Source organism: Luteimonas sp. MC1782 (assembly GCF_014164605.1).
Classification (GTDB): domain Bacteria; phylum Pseudomonadota; class Gammaproteobacteria; order Xanthomonadales; family Xanthomonadaceae; genus Luteimonas.
Genome location: NZ_JACJFT010000001.1, coordinates 502,543 through 523,586, shown reverse-complemented (window position 1 = coordinate 523,586; position 21,044 = coordinate 502,543). Strand labels below are relative to the sequence as shown.

Annotated in this window: 18 protein-coding genes; 12 read left to right on the top strand and 6 right to left on the bottom strand. The window is 69.6% G+C overall.

What is annotated here, in order from left to right; genetic code table 11:
• Positions 1-121 precede the first annotated feature (121 nt).
• From H5368_RS02520 to H5368_RS02505, 4 genes are read left to right on the top strand one after another with little or no spacing between them, the layout of a single operon-like run.
• On the top strand, positions 122-1,051 hold the full coding sequence (locus H5368_RS02520) for a metalloregulator ArsR/SmtB family transcription factor (protein ID WP_182821025.1): 930 nt from the start codon (positions 122-124) through the stop codon (positions 1,049-1,051).
• Positions 1,048-2,124 carry a homocysteine S-methyltransferase family protein gene (locus H5368_RS02515; protein WP_182821023.1) on the top strand — a complete coding sequence of 359 codons (1,077 nt, stop codon included), beginning with the start codon at positions 1,048-1,050 and terminating at the stop codon, positions 2,122-2,124. Before H5368_RS02520 ends, H5368_RS02515 begins: the two co-directional genes overlap by 4 nt.
• Positions 2,121-4,808, top strand: coding sequence for a methionine synthase (gene metH, locus H5368_RS02510; protein ID WP_182821021.1), 2,688 nt, complete (start codon positions 2,121-2,123; stop codon positions 4,806-4,808). The genes H5368_RS02515 and metH overlap by 4 nt, the downstream gene beginning before the upstream one ends.
• Before the next feature lie 10 nt (positions 4,809-4,818).
• A complete protein-coding gene (locus tag H5368_RS02505) occupies positions 4,819-5,976 on the top strand; it encodes an MFS transporter (protein ID WP_182821019.1) in 1,158 nt (385 codons plus the stop codon).
• Positions 5,977-6,006: 30 nt separating this feature from the next.
• Here the strand turns inward: H5368_RS02505 and H5368_RS02500 are convergent, their stop codons facing one another.
• The 5 genes from H5368_RS02500 to H5368_RS02480 are packed head-to-tail and all read right to left on the bottom strand — an operon-like array spanning position 6,007 to position 10,094.
• Positions 6,007-6,726: a DUF2058 family protein gene (locus tag H5368_RS02500; RefSeq protein ID WP_182821017.1), complete on the bottom strand. Its 720-nt coding sequence runs from the start codon at positions 6,724-6,726 to the stop codon at positions 6,007-6,009.
• Between the two features lie 6 nt (positions 6,727-6,732).
• A complete protein-coding gene (locus tag H5368_RS02495) occupies positions 6,733-6,948 on the bottom strand; it encodes a SlyX family protein (RefSeq protein ID WP_182821014.1) in 216 nt (71 codons plus the stop codon).
• A 3-nt stretch (positions 6,949-6,951) separates the two neighbouring features.
• On the bottom strand, positions 6,952-8,295 hold the full coding sequence (locus H5368_RS02490; protein ID WP_182821011.1) for a UDP-glucose/GDP-mannose dehydrogenase family protein: 1,344 nt from the start codon (positions 8,293-8,295) through the stop codon (positions 6,952-6,954).
• 6 nt (positions 8,296-8,301) lie between these two features.
• Entirely contained in the window at positions 8,302-9,096 is a 795-nt protein-coding gene (locus H5368_RS02485) for an FKBP-type peptidyl-prolyl cis-trans isomerase (protein WP_182821008.1), read from the bottom strand.
• 56 nt (positions 9,097-9,152) lie between these two features.
• Entirely contained in the window at positions 9,153-10,094 is a 942-nt protein-coding gene (locus H5368_RS02480; RefSeq protein ID WP_182821007.1) for an FKBP-type peptidyl-prolyl cis-trans isomerase, read from the bottom strand.
• A gap of 206 nt (positions 10,095-10,300) precedes the next feature.
• On the opposite strand from H5368_RS02480, the gene H5368_RS02475 reads away from it, so the two are divergent.
• Genes H5368_RS02475 through H5368_RS02460 form a run of 4 tightly spaced genes read left to right on the top strand, consistent with a single transcriptional unit; the run spans position 10,301 to position 12,863 of the window.
• On the top strand, positions 10,301-10,585 hold the full coding sequence (locus H5368_RS02475; RefSeq protein WP_182821005.1) for a hypothetical protein: 285 nt from the start codon (positions 10,301-10,303) through the stop codon (positions 10,583-10,585).
• Between the two features lie 3 nt (positions 10,586-10,588).
• Complete coding sequence (locus H5368_RS02470) at positions 10,589-10,951, top strand: GntR family transcriptional regulator (RefSeq protein WP_182821003.1); 363 nt, start codon at positions 10,589-10,591, stop codon at positions 10,949-10,951.
• Positions 10,948-11,820: an ABC transporter ATP-binding protein gene (locus tag H5368_RS02465; protein WP_182821001.1), complete on the top strand. Its 873-nt coding sequence runs from the start codon at positions 10,948-10,950 to the stop codon at positions 11,818-11,820. The genes H5368_RS02470 and H5368_RS02465 overlap by 4 nt, the downstream gene beginning before the upstream one ends.
• Positions 11,817-12,863, top strand: a complete 1,047-nt coding sequence (locus H5368_RS02460; protein ID WP_223877926.1) for a hypothetical protein — start codon at positions 11,817-11,819, stop codon at positions 12,861-12,863. The genes H5368_RS02465 and H5368_RS02460 overlap by 4 nt, the downstream gene beginning before the upstream one ends.
• A 74-nt stretch (positions 12,864-12,937) precedes the next feature.
• Here H5368_RS02460 and H5368_RS02455 read toward each other — a convergent pair whose 3' ends face one another.
• On the bottom strand, positions 12,938-14,332 hold the full coding sequence (locus H5368_RS02455) for a class II fumarate hydratase (protein ID WP_182820999.1): 1,395 nt from the start codon (positions 14,330-14,332) through the stop codon (positions 12,938-12,940).
• 147 nt (positions 14,333-14,479) lie between these two features.
• On the opposite strand from H5368_RS02455, the gene purB reads away from it, so the two are divergent.
• From purB to H5368_RS02435, 4 genes are all read left to right on the top strand, one after another.
• The gene (purB, locus tag H5368_RS02450) at positions 14,480-15,850 is read left to right on the top strand and encodes an adenylosuccinate lyase (RefSeq protein WP_182820997.1); all 1,371 of its coding nucleotides are present in this window, start codon (positions 14,480-14,482) and stop codon (positions 15,848-15,850) included.
• 34 nt (positions 15,851-15,884) lie between these two features.
• Positions 15,885-17,114: a cupin domain-containing protein gene (locus H5368_RS02445; protein ID WP_182820995.1), complete on the top strand. Its 1,230-nt coding sequence runs from the start codon at positions 15,885-15,887 to the stop codon at positions 17,112-17,114.
• Complete coding sequence (locus H5368_RS02440) at positions 17,111-18,022, top strand: GNAT family N-acetyltransferase (protein WP_343203873.1); 912 nt, start codon at positions 17,111-17,113, stop codon at positions 18,020-18,022. The genes H5368_RS02445 and H5368_RS02440 overlap by 4 nt, the downstream gene beginning before the upstream one ends.
• A gap of 132 nt (positions 18,023-18,154) precedes the next feature.
• The gene (locus H5368_RS02435; protein WP_182820993.1) at positions 18,155-21,022 is read left to right on the top strand and encodes a 2-oxoglutarate dehydrogenase E1 component; all 2,868 of its coding nucleotides are present in this window, start codon (positions 18,155-18,157) and stop codon (positions 21,020-21,022) included.
• Positions 21,023-21,044: the final 22 nt, after the last annotated feature.

Genomic DNA, 21,044 nt, shown 5'->3' with positions numbered 1-21,044 from the left:
ACGCACGCGCGGCCGTCGCGCATTGGCATCGCATGCCCCGCGCGGGCGCCGGGGCGTCGCAACTTGACCCTGTGCGCGACGCCGCAGACAATGCATCGCTATATCGCGATGGGGAGATACCGTGGATCTTGAAGCCTGGTCGAGCCACCTGAAAGTGCTCGCCGATCCCACCCGCGTGCGGCTGCTGGCCCTGCTGGATGGCGACGAGATGACCGTGGCCGAGCTGTCCGCGATCACCCAGCTGGCGCAGCCACGCGTGTCCACCCACCTCGCCCGCCTCAAGGAAGCCGGACTGGTGCGCGACCGGCGCGCCGGTGTGTCCGCCTACTACCGCTTCGACGAGGAGCGTCTGGACCCCGCGCAACGCGCGCTCTGGGGCACGCTGCGCGACGGGAGTGACGACCCGCTGCTGCGCCAGGATGCCGAACGCGTGGCCGGGGTGCTGGCGATGCGCGCCGCCGACCAGAACTGGGCGGATTCGGTGGCCGGCGACATGGAGCGCCATTACTCGCCCGGCCGGACCTGGGAGGCGATGGCGCGCTCGGCGCTGCCCCTGCTCGAAACCGGCGACGTGCTCGACATCGCCTCCGGCGATGGCGTGCTGGCCGAACTGCTGGCGCCGCACGCCAAGCGCTACGTGTGCATCGACGCGAGCCCGCGCGTGGTCGCCGCCGCGCGCGAACGCCTGCGCCGCTACCGCAACGTGGAGGTCAGCGAGGCGGACATGCACGCGCTCCCGTTCGACGACGCAAGCTTCGACCTGGTGGTGCTGATGCATGCCCTGACCTACGCCAGCAAGCCCGCGGCGGCGGTGGCCGAATCCGCGCGGGTGCTGCGCCCGGGCGGGCGACTGCTGTTGACCAGCCTTGCGCGACACGAACACCGCGGTGCGGTCGATGCCTTCGGCCACGTGAACCTGGGGTTCACCGACAAGGAACTGAAGCGCTTCGTCGACAAGGCCGGCCTGTCGCTGCAGTCGTGCGAGACGGTCACCCGCGAAAAGCGCCCGCCCCACTTCGAAGTCATCTCGCTCATCGCAGGCAAGCCATGAACACCATCCCCTGGCTCCACCCGGCGCGCGTCGCCCTGCTCGAAGCCGCCCTCGCCGAGCGCATCCTGGTCATCGACGGCGCGATGGGCACCATGATCCAGCGCCACCGGCTGGAGGAAGCCGACTACCGCGGCGAGCGCTTCGCCGACGGCTTCGACCGCCTGCATCCGGGCGACGGCAGCAGCCACGACCTGAAGGGCAACAACGACCTGCTGACGCTGACCCGCCCCGACATCGTCGCGGGCGTGCACCAGGCATACCTGGATGCCGGGGCGGATCTTGTCGAGACCAACACCTTCAACGCCACCGCCGTCAGCCAGGCCGACTACCACCTGCAGCACCTCGTGCACGAACTCAACCGCGAGGGCGCGCGACTGGCACGCGCCTGCTGCGACGCGGCCGAAGCCGCCACGCCCGGCAAGCCCCGTTTCGTGATCGGCGTGCTGGGCCCGACCAGTCGCACCGCGTCCATCAGCCCCGACGTCAACGATCCCGGATTCCGCAATACCAGCTTCGACGGCCTGCGCGAAACCTATCGCGACGCGATCGACGGCCTGATCGACGGCGGCGCCGACACGCTGATGGTCGAGACCATCTTCGACACGCTCAATGCCAAGGCCGCGCTGTACGCGATCGAGGAAGCCTTCGATGCCCGCGGCGGACGCCTGCCGGTGATGATCTCCGGCACCATCACCGACGCCTCCGGGCGCACGCTGTCCGGGCAGACCGCCGAGGCCTTCCACATCTCGGTCGCGCATGCGCGGCCGCTGTCGATCGGGCTCAACTGCGCGCTCGGCGCGAAGGACCTGCGCCCACACATCGAAACCCTGGCCACGGTCGCCGACTGCCTGGTCAGCGCGCACCCCAACGCCGGCCTGCCGAATGCGTTTGCCGAGTACGACGAAACGCCCGAGGAAACCGCGGCGATGCTGGCCGAGTTCGCCGGCGCCGGCCTGCTGAACCTGGTCGGCGGCTGCTGCGGCACCACGCCCGACCACATCCGCGCGATCGCCGACGCCGTGCGCGACATACCCCCGCGCCGGCTGCCGGCAGGGCTGGAGGCCGCTGCATGAACACCCCCCGCTACACGCGACTGTCGGGCCTTGAGCCGCTGGTGATCACGCCCGAGCTGCTGTTCGTCAACGTCGGCGAGCGCACCAACGTCACCGGCAGCGCGCAGTTCAAGAAGCTCATCAAGGACGACCGCTTCGAGGAAGCGGTCGAAGTCGCCCGCCAGCAGGTCGCCAGCGGGGCGCAGATCCTCGATGTGAACATGGACGAGGGGCTGATCGACTCGGCCAAGGCGATGACGCGGTTCCTGACCCTGATCGCGTCCGAGCCCGACATCGCGCGCATCCCGGTGATGGTCGACTCTTCCAAATGGGAGGTGATCGAGGCCGGCCTGAAGTGCCTGCAGGGCAAGGGCGTGGTGAACTCGATCTCGCTCAAGGAGGGCGAGGAGGCGTTCGTCGCGCAGGCCCGCAAGGTGCTGCGCTACGGCGCGGCCGCCGTCGTCATGGCCTTCGACGAGGACGGCCAGGCCGACACCTGCGCGCGCAAGGTCGCGATCTGCACGCGCGCCTACCGGATCCTGGTGGACGAGGTCGGGTTTCCGCCCGAGGACATCATCTTCGACCCCAACATCTTCGCCATCGCCACGGGCCTCGAGGAGCACGACAACTACGCGGTGGACTTCATCGAGGCGACGCGCATCATCAGGGCGACGCTGCCGCACTGCCACGTGTCGGGTGGCGTGTCCAACGTGTCGTTCTCGTTCCGCGGCAACGAAACCGTGCGCCAGGCCATCCACAGCGCGTTCCTGTACCACGCGATCGCCGCCGGCATGGACATGGGCATAGTCAACGCCGGCGCCCTGCCGATCTACGACGACCTCGATCCGGAACTGCGCGAACACGTCGAGGACGTGATCCTCAACCGCCGCCCGGATTCGACCGAGCGCCTGCTGGCGCTGGCCGAGCGCTACAAGGGCAGCAAGGGCCAGAGCAAGGCGCAGGACCTGGCGTGGCGCGACAAGGACGTGCGCGCGCGCCTCAGCCACGCGCTGGTGCACGGCATCGACCAGTACGTCGAGACCGACACCGAGGAGGCGCGCCAGCTGTCCACGCGCCCGCTGGACGTCATCGAAGGCCCGCTGATGGACGGCATGAACGTGGTCGGCGACCTGTTCGGTGCCGGCAAGATGTTCCTGCCGCAGGTGGTCAAGTCGGCGCGGGTGATGAAGAAGGCGGTGGCCTACCTGCTGCCGTTCATCGAGGCCGAGAAGCTGCGCACCGGCGACACCGGCAAGAACAACGGCAAGATCGTCATGGCCACGGTCAAGGGCGACGTGCACGACATCGGCAAGAACATCGTCGGCGTGGTGCTGGCCTGCAACAACTTCGAGGTCATCGACCTCGGCGTGATGGTGCCGGCACAGAAGATCCTCGATACCGCGATCGCGGAGAACGCCGACCTGATCGGCGTGTCCGGCCTGATCACGCCGTCGCTGGAAGAGATGGGCCACGTGGCGCGCGAGATGCAGCGCCAGGGCATGACCATCCCGCTGATGATCGGCGGCGCCACCACGTCGCGCGCGCACACCGCGCTGAAGATCGATCCGTTCTACAAGTCGCCGACGATCTGGGTGAAGGACGCCTCGCGCGCCGTGGGCGTGGCCCAGTCGCTGATCTCCGGCGAGCTGCGCCAGGCCTTCGTCGCCGCCAACGAGGCCGACTACGCCGAGATCCGAGAACGCCACCGCAACCGGGGCGACGCCAAGCGCCTCGTGTCGCTCGACAAGGCGCGCGCGCAGCGCTTCGACGGCGGCTGGGACGGCTACCAGCCGCCCGTGCCCGCCAAGCCCGGCCTGACCGTGTTCGACGACTATCCGCTCGCCGACCTGGTCGAGATCATCGACTGGACGCCGTTCTTCCAGGCGTGGGAGCTGGCCGGCCGCTACCCGGCCATCCTCACCGACGAGGTCGTGGGCGAGGCCGCCAGCGAGCTGTACCGCGACGCGCGCGAGATGCTGGACACGATCATCCGCGAGAAGTGGCTGACGGCGAAGGCGGTGTTCGGCCTGTGGCCGGCCAACAGCGTCGGCGACGACATCGAGCTGCAGGTCGCGCCCGGCGAGACCACGCTGCTGCATTTCCTCCGCCAGCAGGTCGACAAGCCGGTGGAGCGCCCGGACTTCTGCCTCGCCGACTTCATCGCGCCGAAGCACGGCGGCGTGCAGGACTGGATGGGCATGTTCGCCGTCACCGCCGGCATCGGCATCGAGCCGCACCTGGAGCGCTTCGCCGCAGGACACGACGACTACCGCAGTATCCTGCTGAAGTCGCTGGCCGACCGCCTGGCCGAAGCACTGGCCGAGCACCTGCACCGCCGCGTGCGCACCGAATACTGGGGCTACGCCGCGGACGAGGCGCTCGACAACGACGCGCTGATCTCCGAACGCTACCGCGGCATCCGTCCCGCGCCGGGCTATCCGGCCTGCCCCGACCACAGCGAGAAGGTGGCGCTGTTCCAGGTGCTCGATGCCGAGGCGAATGCCGGCATGGAGCTGACCGACGGCTTCGCCATGCTGCCCACCGCGGCGGTGTCCGGCTACTACTTCAGCCATCCCGGCAGCCAGTATTTCGTGGTCGGCCGTCTGTCCAAGGAGCAGGTGGCGGACTACGCGCGGCGCAAGGGCGTGCCGCTGGCGCAGGCGGAACGCTGGCTGGCGTCGAACCTCGACTACGACCCCGAGTGAAGCCGCGCGCTTGAACGCATTGCCGATCGCGAGACTGTCGAGCTTCTACTTCTTCTATTACGCCGCGCTAGGCGCCTTCACGCCGTACTGGAGCCTGTACCTGCAGTCGCGCGGCATGGGCATCACCGCGATCAGCGTGATGATGAGCCTGTGGTACGCCACCCGCGTGGTGGCGCCGAGCACCTGGGCCACGCTCGCGGCCGCCTCGCCGCGCCCCATCCGCTGGCTGCGCGCGGGCAGCGTGCTGACGGTGCTGGCATTCGCCTGTTTCCTGCCGGCGCAGCCCGCCTGGGCGATGTTCGTGGTGATGGTGGCGTTCTGCTTCTTCTACAACGCGGTCATGCCGCAGTTCGAGGCGATCACCCTCGGACACCTTGGCGATGACAGCCATCGCTACGGCACCATCCGGGTCTGGGGCTCCATCGGCTTCATCCTGGTGACCGCGAGCTTCGGCTGGCTGATCGAGCGCCACGGGGCCGGGAAGCTGCCGTGGCTGATGCTTCCGCTGTTCGCGCTGATGGCCGCCAGCGCCTTCGCCAACCGCCAGCCGCACCTGGTCGAAGTGCGCAGCGAGGCCGCGAGCGGCTTCTGGCCGATCGTGCGCCAGCCACCGGTGCTGGCGTTCTTCGCGGCGGCCTTCCTGGAACAGCTGTCGTTCGGCCCCTACTACACGTTCTTCTCGGTCTACATGGACGCGCACGGCTACGCGACCTCGACGCTGGGGCTGCTGTGGACGGTCGGCGTGGTGTTCGAGGTCGCGGTGTTCTTCTCCATCGCCGGGTTCTTCGGGCGCTGGGACGCGAGCTGGCTGCTGCTGCTGTCGATGGCCAGCGCCGTGCTGCGCTGGTGGGCCACCGCGCTCTGGCCGGGCGACATGGCGGTCATGCTGGTCGCGCAGGCCACGCATGCGCTGAGCTTCGCGGCGTTCTTCGCCGCGTCGATGCAGCTGTTGGCGCGCTACTTCCCCGGCAAGCTCAATGGCCACGCGCAGGGACTGTTCTACGGCTTCTCGTCGGGACTCGGCGGCGTGCTCGGCGCGCTCATCGCCGGCCAGCTGTGGCGTTTCGGCGATGGCCGCGTCGCGTTCCTCGCGGCCGGCGGGTTCGCGCTGGCGGGCACGCTCATCGCCTGGTGGTGGCTGGTGCCGCGCAGCGATGCGAGGCGCTGAGCGCGTGGGCGGCGCTGCGCGGTGCGCCGGTTACCAGACCAGGTCGTCGGGCACCTGGAAGCGCGGGTCGGCATAGGGATCGTCGCCCGCGGGCGCCGCCGGATCGACCTTGAGCGCGACGGCGGCCGGATAGATCGCTTCCGCTTCCGCCATGACCGCGATATCCACCAGCACATAGCGGCCGTTGAGCTGCAGCACGCCGAGCTCGCCGGCATTCAGCGCCCGCAGCTGCTCCGCGGTGACGTGCACGCGCTTGATCTTGCCGCCGTAGTCGAAGTGCCGGACATGGTCGGCGTCGGCGGCATTCAGTGCCTTGCCTTCGAGCATGGCGGCGAGCTTGACCAGCGCCTCGCGGCGCAGGCGCGCGGCTTCCTGCTTCTGGCGCTCGGCCTCGATGCGCTCGTCCTTCTCGCGCTGCGCGCGGATGGCATACGCCTTGGCCAGGTCGATGTCGCCCTGGGAGCGGTTGCCGCGTGGTTTCGCGGCATCGTCCTGGCCGGTCCGGGCACCCGGCGGGCGACCCGGACGGGGCTGCTGGCCCGGCCGGGCATCGCTCCGCGCGCCGGGCTGGCCACGCTGCGCGCCGCGGCCGGCATCACCCGCACGGCCGCCGGCGGCGAGCTTGCCGCCACGCGGCGGCCCACCCGCGCCGGGGCGCACGTTGCGCGCGGCGGCGGGCTTCGGACGGTCGGGTTCCGGCGCCGGCTTGAAGCCCAGGCCAAGCAGCTGGTCTCGCAGGGAATCGGTCATGCTGGCTCAGTAATGCGGTGGAGGCGGCTCGAGGCCGGGGTCGCCGCCGGAGCCGGGGCGCGAGGCCCGCAGCTCTTCCAGCGCCCCGCGCAGCGTCTCGCTGGTACGTGACAGTTCGATGCGCGCGGCGGAGAGCGCATCGTTGAGTTCGTTCAAGGCGTGCTCCTGGAACGCCAGGCGCGTCTCCAGCTCAACCACGCGTGCCTCAAGATCGTGCGGCACGGCTCAGCCCGCGCGCAGCGAACGGCCGCGACCGATGCCGTAGTAGGCGATGCCGGCGTCCTCGACGGCTTCCGGCTGGTACAGGTTGCGGCCGTCGAACAGCACGCGATCGGCGAGCTGCGCGTGCAGGGTGTCGAAGTCGGCGCCGCGGAACTGCTTCCACTCGGTGACCACGATCAGCGCATCGGCACCGTCGAGCGCATCACCGGCCGATCCGCACAGCACCAGGTCGTCGCGCTCGCCGAAGATGCGCCGCGCCTCGTCGCTGGCCTCGGGGTCATAGGCGCGCACGCGCGCACCCGATTCCCAGAGCTGCGCCAGCAGGCGCCGGCTCGAAGCTTCGCGCATGTCGTCTGTGTCGGGCTTGAACGCCAGCCCCCACACCGCGAACGTCTTGCCGGCGATGCCGCCGGCACCGTAGTGGCGCAGCACGAGTTCGTGCAGGTGGCCCTTCTGGCGCTCGTTGACCGCCTCCACGGCCTCGAGCAGCAGCGGCGCATGGCCATGCTGCTGTGCGGTGCGCGCCAGGGCCTGCACGTCCTTGGGGAAGCACGAACCGCCGTAACCGGCGCCCGGATAGATGAAGTGCCAGCCGATGCGCGGATCCGAGCCGATGCCCTTGCGCACCATCTCCACGTCGGCGCCGACCCGCTCGGCGATGTTGGCGATCTCGTTCATGAAGCTGATCTTGGTCGCCAGCATCGCGTTGGCGGCGTACTTGGTCAGTTCGGCGGATCGCACGTCCATGACCACGAAGCGGTCGCGGTTGCGGTTGAACGGGGCATACAGGCGCTTGAGCGTCCCGGCGGCGGCCGGGTTGTCGACGCCGAGGACGATGCGGTCGGGACGCATGCAGTCGTCAACGGCCGCGCCTTCCTTCAGGAACTCGGGATTGGAGACCACGTCGAACGCGACCTCCACCCCGCGCGCTGCCAGCGCCGCGGCGATGGTTTCACGCACGCGGTCGGCGGTGCCCACCGGCACCGTCGACTTGCCGACCACCACGGCCGGACGCGTGAGGTACTGGCCGATCGTGCGCGCCACGGCCAGCACGTATTGCAGGTCGGCGCTGCCGTCCTCGTCCGGCGGCGTGCCGACCGCGATCAGCACCACCTCGCCGTGCTCGACCGCGGGCCCCGCCTCGGTGGTGAAGCGCAGCCGGCCCGACGCGTGGTTGGAGCGCACCAGCGGCTCGAGTCCGGGCTCGTAGATCGGGATGATGCCCCGCTCCAGGCGCTCGACCTTGCCGGCGTCGACATCGACGCAGATCACATCGTGGCCCACCTCGGCAAGGCAGGCACCCGTGACGAGACCCACGTAGCCCGTGCCGAAGATGCTGACGCGCATGCCTGATTACTCCGCCGGGGCGCCGAGGATCTCGAGCAGCTCGACCTCGAACACGAGCGTGCTGTTCGGCGCGATCGGGCCACCCGGCGTGCCGGCTTCGCCGTAACCCAGCGACGCCGGGATCCACAGCTTGTACTTGCTGCCCACCGGCATCAGCTGCAGGCCTTCGTTCCAGCCGGGGACGACCTGTGAGAGTTGGAACGTCGCCGGCTCGCCGCGATCGTAGGAGCTGTCGAACGTGGTGCCGTCGAGCAGCGCGCCCTTGTAGTGCACGCTCACGCGATCATCCGGACCGGGCTTGGCGCCGGTGCCCGGCTGCAGCACCTGGTACTGCAGGCCGGACGCCGTGACCTGCACGCCCTCGACCTTGGCATTGCCGGCCAGGAACGCCGCGCCCTCGGCGAGGTTGGCGGTGGCCTTCTTGCCGGCTTCGGCCGCCATCTTGGCCTGCATGCGCTGGCCAAAGGCCTCGAACACCGTGCGCGCCTGTTCCTCGGTCATCAGCGGGTCGGTGCCGTCGACCTTGCTGCGCATCGCCTTGACCATGGAATCGAAATCGATCTCGTCCTTGATCTCCTCCAGCGACGAACCGACCTGCAGGCCGATCGCATAGCCGGCCTGCTGCTTCTCGGTCTTCAGCCCCTTGATGTCCAGCGCGGGCGCGGCATCGGTGGCGGCGGTGGCGGCGGCGGCGCCGTCGGCAGTGGCGGCATCCTTGTCGATCTTCTTGCAGGCGCCCAGTGCGACCAGGAGCGAAGCGGCCAGCAGGCTGGTCGCGGCGACGCGTACGACATGGTTCATTCGGTGTTTCCTCGGGGAATACGTGGGATGCGGGAAGGCGTGCGGCGAACCGGCGCTCAGAGTACCTGCAGCAGCTCGACGTCGAACACCAGCGCGGAGTTCGGCGGGATCGAGCCGGGCGAGCCGTTGCGGCCGTAGGCGAGCTCGGCCGGGATCCAGAAGCGGTATTTGGCGCCCACCGGCATCAGCTGCAGGCCCTCGGTCCAGCCGGCGATGACCTGGTTCAGGCCGAAGGTGGCCGGATCGTTGCGCTCGTAGGAGCTGTCGAACACGGTGCCGTCGAGCAGCGTGCCCTGGTAATGCACGCGCACGCGCGAGTCGGCCATCGGCCGCTGGCCGGCGCCCTGGCGCAGCACCATGTACTGCAGCCCGGAAGCGGTACTCACCACGCCCTTGGCGGCCTTGTTGGTGGCCAGGAACGCCACGCCCTCGGCGGCGCCCTTCTGCGCGGCGGCCTCGGTCTCCAGGCGCATGCGCTCCTGCATGCGCTTGCCGAAGGCTTCGCGCAGCACGGCCTGCTCGGCGTCCGGGATGACCGGCGTGCCGCGGTCCAGGGTCACCGCCAGGCCCTGCTCGAACATGGCCATGTCGACCTCGTCCTTGATCGGCGCCAGGGAACGGCCGACGTCGGCGCCGACCAGCAGGCCGACCTTGTCCTTCGCCACCTTCGGCGGTTCGGTGCCCGGGGCCACGCCCTGCAGCGGCTGCCCGCTGCGCACCGCGACGCGCTGCATCAGCGCCGGGCCGATCTCGGCGGCCTCGGCTTCGGTCACCAGCGGCTTGCCGCCGGCGAAGGCATTGTCGATGGCGCGGCGGAACGCGGCGCGGTCGAGGTCGGGGCCGACCTGCTCGATCGAGCGGCCGACATCCATGCCGATCAGATAGCTGTTCTTCTCGCGCTCGGTGGACGGCACGGTCTTCTCCTGGGCGTGTGCGGGGGCGTGGGACAGGGCCGCAGCAATGGACAGCGCAGCCAGGCCGCGCAGCATGGAATTCATCCGGGGAAACTCCTGGGGCTTGGGCGCGCATCGCGCGACACGAAGCCCCCATTGTCGCGGGCCGGGCCCGCCCGGGCAATCTCCCCCATGCCCCGCCGGCACCCCTGCCTTCAGTTGGGTCGGCGCGATCGCGGCGGTGCTTGACGCGACGTGATCTGGTGTTATAGTTACATACAACACCGACTATCCAGAGCAGGACGTTCGCCATGAACCGCAAGCTCCGCGACACCCTGATCGCCCTGTCCACCTCCGGCCTGCTGCTGGTCGTCGGGCTGTTGGCCGGCAATCCGCAAACCATCGACTCCGCCGGCCCCGCGCCGGCCACGCTGGCGTCGGCCGCCGACCGGGGCGAGGGCGCCGAAGCCGGCGCCGGGCAGGCCCTGCCCCGGGTCCTGCGCCACGAAGCGCCGGGCCGGCGCACCTCCGGTCATCGCAAGTTCGCGCTGCCCTATTTCTCGTTCGCGCGGGACACGCGCCGCGGCAGGAGCTGAACCATGACCGCCATCCAATGGAGCGACGGCGCTCCCATCTACCGCCAGCTGAAGGAAAAGGTCATCGCCATGATGCTCGACGGCCTGCTCAAGCCCGGCGACGCGCTGCCCTCGGTGCGCCAGGTGGCCGCCGAATACCAGCTCAACCCGATCACCGTCTCGCGCGCCTACCAGGAGCTCGCCGACGAAGCGCTCGTCGAAAAACGCAGGGGACTTGGCATGTACGTCACTGAAGAAGCGTCGAAGAAGCTGCTGAAGAACGAACGCGAACGGTTCCTCACCGAAGAGTGGCCGCTGGTCCTGGAACGGATCCAGCGCCTCGGCCTGGCCGCCAAAGACCTGCTGCCCCAGGGAGACAAGGCATGAATGCCGTCGACACACCCGTCATCCAGGCCCGCGGCCTGCGCAAGTCCTACCGCGGCAAGCCGGCGCTCGACGGCACCAGCTTCAGCATCGCCCCGGGCCGCATCGTCGGCCTGATCGGCCCCAACGGCGCCGGCAAGACCACCGCGCTGAAGGCGATCCTGGGGCTGGTCGGCTTCGACGGCGACCTCGAGGTGCTCGGGCGTGACCCGCGCCGCGAGCGCGACGCGCTCATGAACGACGTCTGCTTCATCGCCGACGTCGCCGTGCTGCCGCGCTGGATGCGCGTCCGCGAGGCGATCGCCTTCGTCGAGGGCGTGCACCCGCGTTTCGACCGCGCCCGCTGCGAACGCTTCCTGGCCAACACCAAGCTCGACCCGAAGATGCGCGTGCGCGAGATGTCCAAGGGCATGATCGTGCAGCTGCACCTGGCGCTGGTGATGGCGATCGACGCGCGCCTGCTGGTGCTCGACGAACCCACGCTCGGCCTCGACATCCTCTACCGCAAGGAGTTCTACCAGCGACTGCTGGAGGACTACTTCGACGAGGAGAAGACCATCATCGTCACCACCCACCAGGTGGAGGAGATCGAGCACATCCTCACCGACGTGCTGTTCATCCGCGACGGGAAGATCGTCGTCGACGCGCCCATGGATACGCTCGCCGAGCGGTTCACCGAAGTGCTCGTGGATACCGGACAGCTTGATGCGGCACGCGCACTTGCACCCATCGAAGAGCGCGCCCTTCCTTTCGGAAAGACCGTGATGCTGTTCGACGGCGTCGCGCGCGCCTCGCTCGCCGCCTTCGGCGAAACCCGTACCCCCGGCCTCGCCGACCTGTTCGTGGCCACCATGAAAGGAACCTACGCATGAACGCCCACGCCGACACCCCCGTGGTGCGCACCCCGGCCCACCGCACGCACCGCTTCGCCCTGCTGCTGCGCCGCGAGTTCTGGGAGCACAAGGGCGGGTTCCTGTGGGCGCCGTTCATCGCCGGTGCCATCTCGGTGTTGCTGACGCTGGTGTTCATTGTCATCGCCCACGTCGCCGCGGGCAGGGTCTCGTCCGATGCCCAAATCATGCTCGACGACGGGTCTTCGATGTCGATCAACGGCCTCGACCTTGGCGCGCTGACCTCGCAGATGAGCGCGCAGGACAAGCTGGAACTGGCCAACGGCATCGACGTGACCATGCTGCTGTCGTCGAGCTGGCCGTTCATCGTGCTGGCGTTCGTGATGTTCTTCTATTGCCTGGGCGCGCTGTACGACGAGCGCAAGGACCGCAGCGTGCTGTTCTGGAAGTCGCTGCCGGTCTCGGATGGCGAAACGGTGCTGTCCAAGGTCGTCAGCGTGGCGCTGGTGGCGCCGCTGCTGGCCACCCTGGCCGCGATCGCCACCATGCTTGTATTCCTCACCCTGCTGAGCGCGGTGGTGATGTTCCACGGCGGCAACGCCTGGGAGCTGATCTGGGGCCCGGGCAGTCCCGCGCTGATGGCGGTCCAGTTGCTGGCGGCGATCCCGGTGTATGCGGTCTGGGCGCTGCCGACCATCGGCTGGCTGATGCTGTGCTCGGTGTGGTCGCGCAGCAAGCCGTTCCTGTGGGCGCTGATGGTCCCGGTACTGGCGGGCACCTTCGTCAGCATGTTCGGCGTGATGCGCCTGTTCAACGCCGACGCCAGCTGGTTCTGGGGACACGTGGTGGCGCGCATGCTGCTGGGCGTGGTGCCGATCACGCCGATGGACATCGCCCGGCTGGACGGCGCGGCCCTGGACGGTCCCGGCGGCATGTCGCTGCTGCTCGGCGTGCCCCAGGTGTATTCCAACCTGCAGTCGCCATCGATGTGGATCGGCGCCGCGGCCGGCATCGCGATGCTCTACGCCGCCACCCGCCTGCGCCGCTGGCGCGACGACGGCTGACGCCATCGCGTGCAGATCGAGGCCGCGCGTGTCCTGTCACGCGCGGCCTTTGGCGTTGCGGCGCTGCCGTGGCGTCAGTCGGCGCCGTGGATCCCGCCACGGGTGAGGGCCAGCGGATCAAGCAGCGCGCGCAGGCGCGCTTCGGGCATCCCGGTTGCTTCCATCGCCACCTCCAGCACGGGCCTGCCCTCGCGGTAGGCCTGCTTTGCGATCGCCGCAGCCTTTTCGTAGCCGATCACCGGGTTGAGCGCGGTCACCAGGATCGGATTGCGGCCCAGCGCGGCATCGACCACGTCGCGACGGACCTTGAGCCCGGCGATGCTGCCGTCCGCCAGCAGCAGCGACACGTTGGCCAGCAGGCCGATCGACTCCAGCAGGTTGCTCGCCACCAGCGGCAGGGTGACGTTCAACTGGAAGTTGCCGGTCTGGCCGGCGATCGTGATCGCCACGTGGTGGCCCATCACCTGCGCGCAGACCATGACCGTCGCTTCGGGGAGCACCGGATTGACCTTGCCGGGCATGATCGAGCTGCCTGGCTGCAGGGCCGGCAACTCGATCTCGCCAAGCCCGGCCAGCGGCCCGGCGTTCATCCAGCGCAGGTCGTTGGCGATCTTCATCAGCGCCACCGCCAGCGCGTTGAGCTGGCCGGACAGCTCCACCGCGTCGTCCTGGCAGGCGATGCCCTCGAACTTGTCGGCGGCGGACTCGAACTTCGTCTTCGTGGCCTGCGACAGGGCCTTGGCCATCTCGCGGCCGAAACGCGGGTCGGCGTTGATGCCGGTGCCGATCGCGGTGCCGCCGATCGGCAGCCGGCGCAGGCGCTTGAGCGCGTCGCCAAGCCGCGCCTCGGCCGAGGCCAGCTGCGCCGACCAGGCGCCGAACTCCTGGGCGAAGGTCAGCGGCATGGCGTCCATCAAGTGCGTCCGGCCGGTCTTGGCGACCTTGCCGAGCGCGCGGCCGCGGCGGTCGATGGTGCGCCGCAGGTGGGCAACCGCCGGCAGCAGGTCCTCGACCACCGCCAGCTGCGCACCCACGCGCAGGGCCGTCGGGATCACGTCATTGGAACTCTGGCCGAGGTTCACGTGGTCGTTGGGATGCACGGCGCGCTTCAGGGCGCGGCCGGCCAGCGTGGCGATCACCTCGTTGGCGTTCATGTTGGACGAGGTCCCGGAGCCGGTCTGGTAGATGTCGACCGGAAAATGCGCGTCGTGGGTGCCGGCCGCGACCTCCTTCGCGGCGCGTGCGATGCCGCGGGCCACGCCCTTCGGCAGCAGGCCGAAGCCGGCATTGACCTCGGCCGCGGCGGCCTTCACCAGGCCGAGCGCGCGGATGAAGCCGCGCGGCATCGGCCGGCCGCTGATCGGGAAGTTGTCGACAGCGCGCTGCGTCTGCGCGCCCCACAGCGCGTCGGCGGGCACCTGCAGCTCGCCCATGCTGTCGTGTTCGGTGCGGAAGTCCTGTCGCGCCATCGTGTCGGCCCGTTGCGGTGTGGATGCCGCGAGCATACGCCGCGCATCGCGAGGCCCGCGTCGGGCACGGGCCGCGCGCCGGCGCCTCGAGGGGCCGTCCGCAGGCGCGGCGGGTAGAATGTGCGGCCACGCCTGCCTGCTGCCGCCATGCCTGCCCTCGACCCCCTGCTCGCCCTGTCCCCGCTCGATGGCCGTTACGCCGGAAAGGTCGACGCGCTGCGCCCGATCTTCTCCGAGTACGGGCTGATCCACGCCCGCGTGCGGGTCGAGGTGGAGTGGTTGCTGGCGCTGGCCGCCGAGCCCGGCATCATCGAGCTGCCCGCGTTCGACGCCGCCGCGACCGCCCGCCTGCGCGCACTGGTCGAAGGGTTCTCGGTCGCCGACGCCGCCCGCGTCAAGGACATCGAGCGCACCACCAACCACGACGTCAAGGCGGTCGAGTACTTCATCAAGGAGCGTCTCGGCGACGACGCCACGCTGGGCCCTGCGCTCGAGTTCGTGCATTTCGCCTGCACCAGCGAGGACATCAACAACCTGTCCTACGCGCTGATGCTGCGCCAGGCACGCAGCGAGGTGCTGCTGCCGGCGCTTGCCGCCGTGATTGCCGCGCTGCGCGACATGGCCCACGCCCACGCCGGGCTGCCGATGCTGTCGCGCACGCACGGCCAGACCGCGTCGCCGACCACGGTGGGCAAGGAGCTGGCGAACGTCGTCGCGCGCCTCGAGCGCCAGGCGGCGCAGCTGGCGGCGGTGTCGCTGACCGGCAAGGCCAACGGCGCGGTCGGCAACTACAACGCGCACGTGGCGGCTTACCCGGGCGTCGACTGGCCGGCGTTCTCGCGGCGCTTCGTCGAATCGCTGGGGCTCGACTTCAATCCGTATACCACCCAGATCGAGCCGCACGACTGCATTGCCGAGATCGCCGACGCGCAGAAGCGCATCGCCACCATCTGCATCGACCTGTGCCGCGACACGTGGGGCTACATCTCGCTCGGCTACTTCAGGCAGGCGGTCAAGGCCGGCGAAGTCGGCAGTTCGACCATGCCGCACAAGGTCAATCCGATCGATTTCGAGAATGCCGAGGGCAACTTCGGCATCGCGGTGGCGCTGCTCGAGCACTTCGCCGCCAAGCTGCCGGTCAGCCGCTGGCAGCGCGACCTCACCGATTCCACGGTGCTGCGCGCATTGGGCACCGCGTTCGGCCACGCGCTGGTCGGTTTCGACGCCCTCGGCCGCGGCCTGGGCAAGCTCAGCGCGAATCCCGAACGCCTGGAAGCCGACCTCGACGGCGCCTGGGAAGTCCTGGCCGAAGCCGTGCAGACGGTGATGCGCCGTCACGGCCTGCCCAGCCCCTACGAACAACTCAAGGCGCTGACCCGCGGCCAGGGCATGAATGCCGTGTCGATGCGCGCGTTCATCGCCACCCTCGACCTGCCCGAAGGCGACCGCCAGCGCCTGCTCGAGATGACACCGGGCAGCTACACCGGCCTCGCCGCCGACCAGGCGCGCGCGATCTAGCGCCCGCCCGCCCCTCTCCACGGAACCTGCACAGATGGCCGCATCCCGCGCCAAACCCCTCCCCTTCGAAGTCCAGGGCAAGCCCGGACGCCTGCTGGGCATGACGCCGCGCGCGTTCCTGCGCGACTACTGGCAGAAGCGCCCGCTGCTGGTGCGCGGCGCCTTTCCGGGCTACACCTCGCCGGTCGAACCCGACGACCTGGCCGGGCTGGCCTGCGAGGACGGCGTGCTGGCGCGCCTGATCCAGCACGACCGCGCGAGCGACGGCTGGCAGGTCAGCAGCGGGCCCTTCCCGGAAGAGGTGTTCGCCGGCCTCGGCGAGCGCGACTGGACCCTGCTTGTGCAGGACATGGACAAGTGGGATCCGGACATCGCCGCGCTGGTCGATGCCTTCGATTTCCTGCCGCGCTGGCGCATCGACGACGTGATGGTGAGCTTCGCCGCCACCGGCGGGTCGGTCGGCGCGCACGTCGACCAGTACGACGTGTTCCTGCTGCAGGCCCAGGGCCACCGACGCTGGCAGATCGACGCCGGCGACGCGCTGGGCCGGGCCGTGCCCAGCCTGGCATTCCGCGACGATGTCGAACTGAAGCTGCTGCGCGAGTTCGTGCCGACCCACGACTGGGTGCTGGCGCCGGGCGACATGCTCTATTTGCCGCCCAACGTGCCGCACAACGGCGTCGCCGAGGATCCCTGCCTGACGTTCTCGCTCGGCATGCGCGCGCCGGCCACCGCCGAACTCATGGGCGATTACGTCGACACCCTCGCCGCCGAGGCCGACGAGTCGCTGCGCTACACCGATCCCGACCTGGCACCGCCGCGCGATGCCAACGAGATCGATGCGACGGCGATGGGTCGGGTGGTCGAGGCGCTGAACGCGATCCGCATGGCCGATGGCGATGCGCTTGGCGACTGGTTCGGGCGCTTCATCACCACCTATCGCAGCGCCGCGGGCCCCGGGCTTGCGGTACAGCCGCCGCGCTCGCGGATCGAGATCGAATGGGACCTGCAGCATGGGGCCACGCTGGTCCGCCACCCGTGGACACGCGTGGCGTGGCGCCGCGCCGCGCGTGGCGCGAGCCTGTATGTCGCCGGCCACTGCCACGCCCTGCCCGTGCGCGATGCGCAGCGCCTGTGCGCGGCCGCCGTGCTCGACGCCGCTACCTGGGACGCCTTGTCCGCGCCAGGTCGCGACTGCGTCATGGCGCTGGTGGCCGAAGGCCACTACCGCCTGGACATGGATGGCGACGGGGACGCGCCGTGAACCCGACATCGGTGTTCCGCGTCGACATCGTCGGCTGGGATGACGCCGGCCGCGCGCTCTCTGCGGTGCGCAACGCCGTGTTCGTCGACGAGATGGGCATCGACGCCAGCCTCGAGGACGACGGCCAGGACACCTGCTGCTGGCACGTGCAGGCGCGCGACCAGGACGGGCACACCATCGGCGCGGGCCGGCTGGACCCGGATGGCCGGATCGGGCGCATGGCCGTGCTCCCCGGGTGGCGCGACCGCGGCGTGGGCAACGCCATGCTGCAGGCGCTGCTGCGGCAGGCGCGGAGTGCCGGCCGCGGTGACGTGTTCCTGCATGCCCAGGTCGATGCGGTGCCCTTCTACCAGCGCAACGGTTTCACCGCCGAAGGCCCGCGTTTCCACGAAGCCGGCATCACCCACCAGACCATGCGCCTGGCATTCGATCGCGCGCAGTCGATCAGCGACCGCGAGGGCGCCGTGGCAATCACCACGGTACTGGTAGCCTCGGCACGCCGGCGCCTGCGCATCTTCAGCCGCGCGCTCGATCCCGGGCTGTACGACGACCCGCGCGTGCTGGCCGCACTGCGCAGCCTCGCCACCGGCACCAGCGGCGTCGACATCCAGGTGCTGCTGTTCGACGCCGGGGCCGCGCAGCGCGCCCATTCGCCGCTGGTGGCGCTGGCCCAGCGCCTGCCGAGCGTATTCGCCTTCCGCGAGGTCGACGACCCCGTTGACCGTGCCCGTGCCGACGCGTTCGTCGTCAATGATGCCGGCGGCTATTACCACCGCGGCCTGGGCCACCGGTTCGACGGCGAGGCGCAACGCGAAGGCGCGGGGCGCGCCCGCCAGCTGGCCGAAGGCTTCGACCCGGTCTGGGAACGCTCGCGCCCCTGCAGCGAACTGCGCGCACTGGGGCTCTGAAGCAGGCGTGATGCGCCGCGGCAGCCGCTGCGGCTATAATTGCCGTTCTGCATCCGCACTGCGCCACTGCCGCCCCACATGGTGCGTGCCAGGCGCGGCCAATCCCCCGAAACGAGCCCGACAAGACCAGACGTGGACAGTCTACTGAAGCAGTTTGCGCAGTCCTCCCAGCTTGGCGCCAATGCCGCCTATATCGAGGACCTGTACGAGCAGTATCTCGTGGACCCCGACGTCGTCGGCGACACATGGAAGGCCTGGTTCGACGCCTTCAAGGGGCGTGAGGCGGGGGACATCCCCCACTCGGTGGTGATCGACGCGGTCGCACGCGCCGGCCGCGAGGCCGCCGCAGGCACGCACAGCGTTGCGGGCCCGATCGACATGGAGGCCCAGCGCAAGCAGGGCTCGGTGCTCAAGTTGATCACCGCGTACCGCTCGCGCGGCCACCTGCGCGCCGAGACCGATCCGCTGGCGATGGCGACCAAGCCGGACGCACCGGATCTCGAGTTGCCGTTCCATGGCCTGTCCGATGCCGACCTCGACACCGAGTTCGCCACCGGCCCGGGTGGCAATGCCACCAGCACCTTCGGCGGCGCGGCGCGGATGCGCCTGCGCGACCTCCTTGGCATGCTGCGCGCGACCTATACCGGCCCGATCGGCGCCGAGTTCATGCACATCCCTGAAGCCGACCAGCGGCGCTGGATGTACGAGCGCATGGAGACCGCCAGCGGCCGCTTCAACCACGCCGCCGACGAGCAGCGCCGGATCCTCGAGCGCCTGACCGCGGCCGAAGGCCTGGAACGCTACCTGCACACCAAGTACGTCGGCCAGAAACGCTTCTCGCTCGAAGGTGGCGACTCGCTCATCCCGCTGCTCGACACCGTGATCCAGAACGCGGGTTCGGATGGCGTCAAGGACGTGGTGATCGGCATGGCCCACCGCGGCCGCCTCAATGTACTGGTCAATACCCTCGGCAAGAGCCCGCGCAAGCTGTTCGACGAGTTCGAGGGCAAGTTCGAGCACCACGACCGCGCCCACGCCGGCGACGTGAAGTACCACATGGGCTTCTCGGCCGACGTGGTCACGCCGGGCGGCCCGGTGCACCTCGCGCTGGCCTTCAATCCCTCGCACCTCGAGATCGTCGACCCGGTGGTCGCGGGCTCCGTGCGTTCGCGCCAGGAGCGCCGCGGCGACACCGCCCGCAAGCAGGTGATGCCGATCCTCATCCACGGCGACGCGGCGTTTGCCGGCCAGGGCGTGGTGATGGAGCTGTTCCAGATGTCGCAGGCGCGCGGATTCGCGGTCGGCGGCACGCTGCACATCGTCATCAACAACCAGGTCGGCTTCACCACCAGCCACCGTGAAGACGCGCGTTCCACGCTGTACTGCACCGACGTCGCCAAGATGATCGGCGCGCCGGTGCTGCACGTGAACGCCGACGATCCCGAAGCGGTCGCGTTCGCCGCGCGCCTGGCCTACGACTTCCGCCAGCAGTTCAGCAAGGACGTGGTCATCGACCTGGTCTGCTACCGCCGCTGGGGCCACAACGAGGCCGACGAGCCCGCCATCACCCAGCCGGTGATGTACCAGGTGATCCGCAAGCACAAGACCACCCGCGAGCTGTATGCCGCGCGCCTCGAGGCCGAGGGCGTGCTGCCCGCCGATGGCGGCAAGGCGCTGGTCGACAGTTTCCGCGACCGGCTCGATGCCGGCGAAGTGACCACCGAACTGGCACCGGTCGAGAAGACCCCGCCGGGCAGCGCGATGTTCGTCGACTGGGGCAAGTACCTCGCGGGCACCCTGTCCGACGAGATCAGCACGGCGATCGACGGCGAGCGCCTGCGCGCGCTGGCCACGTCCATCACCACGATCCCGGATGACGTGGAGCTGCATTCGCGCGTCGCCAAGGTCTACGAAGAGCGCCGCAAGATGGCCGCAGGCGAGGTGCCCGCGGACTGGGGCTTCGCCGAAAACCTCGCCTACGCCACCATCCTCGACGACGGCTACGGCCTGCGCCTGGTGGGCCAGGACGTTGGCCGCGGCACGTTCACGCACCGCCACGCGATCCTCCACGACCAGAAGACCGACGCGTACTACCTGCCGCTGGCCAAGCTGGCCACGTCGCCGGAGCGCGCCAGGATCATCGACTCGCTGCTCAGCGAGGAAGCGGTGATGGCCTACGAGTACGGTTTCTCCACCACCGACCCCAACACCCTGTGCATCTGGGAGGGCCAGTTCGGCGACTTCGCCAACGGCGCGCAGGTGGTGATCGACCAGTTCATCGCCTCCGGCGAAGCCAAGTGGGGCCGCATCACCGGCCTGACCCTGCTCCTGCCGCACGGCTACGAAGGCCAGGGCCCCGAGCACAGCTCGGCACGCCTGGAGCGCTTCCTGCAGCTGTGCGCGCTCGACAACATGCTGGTCTGTGTGCCGTCCACGCCTGCGCAGGCGTTCCACATGCTGCGCCGGCAGATGCTCATGACCACGCGCAAGCCGCTGGTGGTGATGTCGCCGAAGTCGCTGCTGCGCCACAAGCTCGCGGTGTCGACACTCGACGAGATGGCCGGTGGCGAGTTCCAGCACCTCATCGGCGATGCCAACGCCAAGCCGGCGAAGACCAGGCGCGTGGTGCTGTGCTCGGGCAAGGTTTACTACGACCTCATCGAGGACCAGGCCAAGCGCGGCCAGGACGATGTGGCCATTGTCCGCGTCGAGCAGCTCTATCCGTTCCCGCGCGTCGCGCTCGGCGCCGAGCTGGAAAAGTACGGCAAGGCCGCCACCGTGGTCTGGTGCCAGGAAGAGCCGCAGAACCAGGGCGCGTGGTACCAGATCCGCCACCACCTGCAGGCCTGCCTGGCGTCCGGCCAGGAGCTGCACTACGCCGGACGCCCGCGTTCGCCGTCGCCGGCTGCCGGGCACTTCGCCGACCACGTGGTCGAGCAGCAGAAGCTGGTCGCCGACGCCCTCATCGAACCTGCCGGCAGCGTTTTCGCAGCCGACTGACCCCTACACGCCAAAAGCCAAG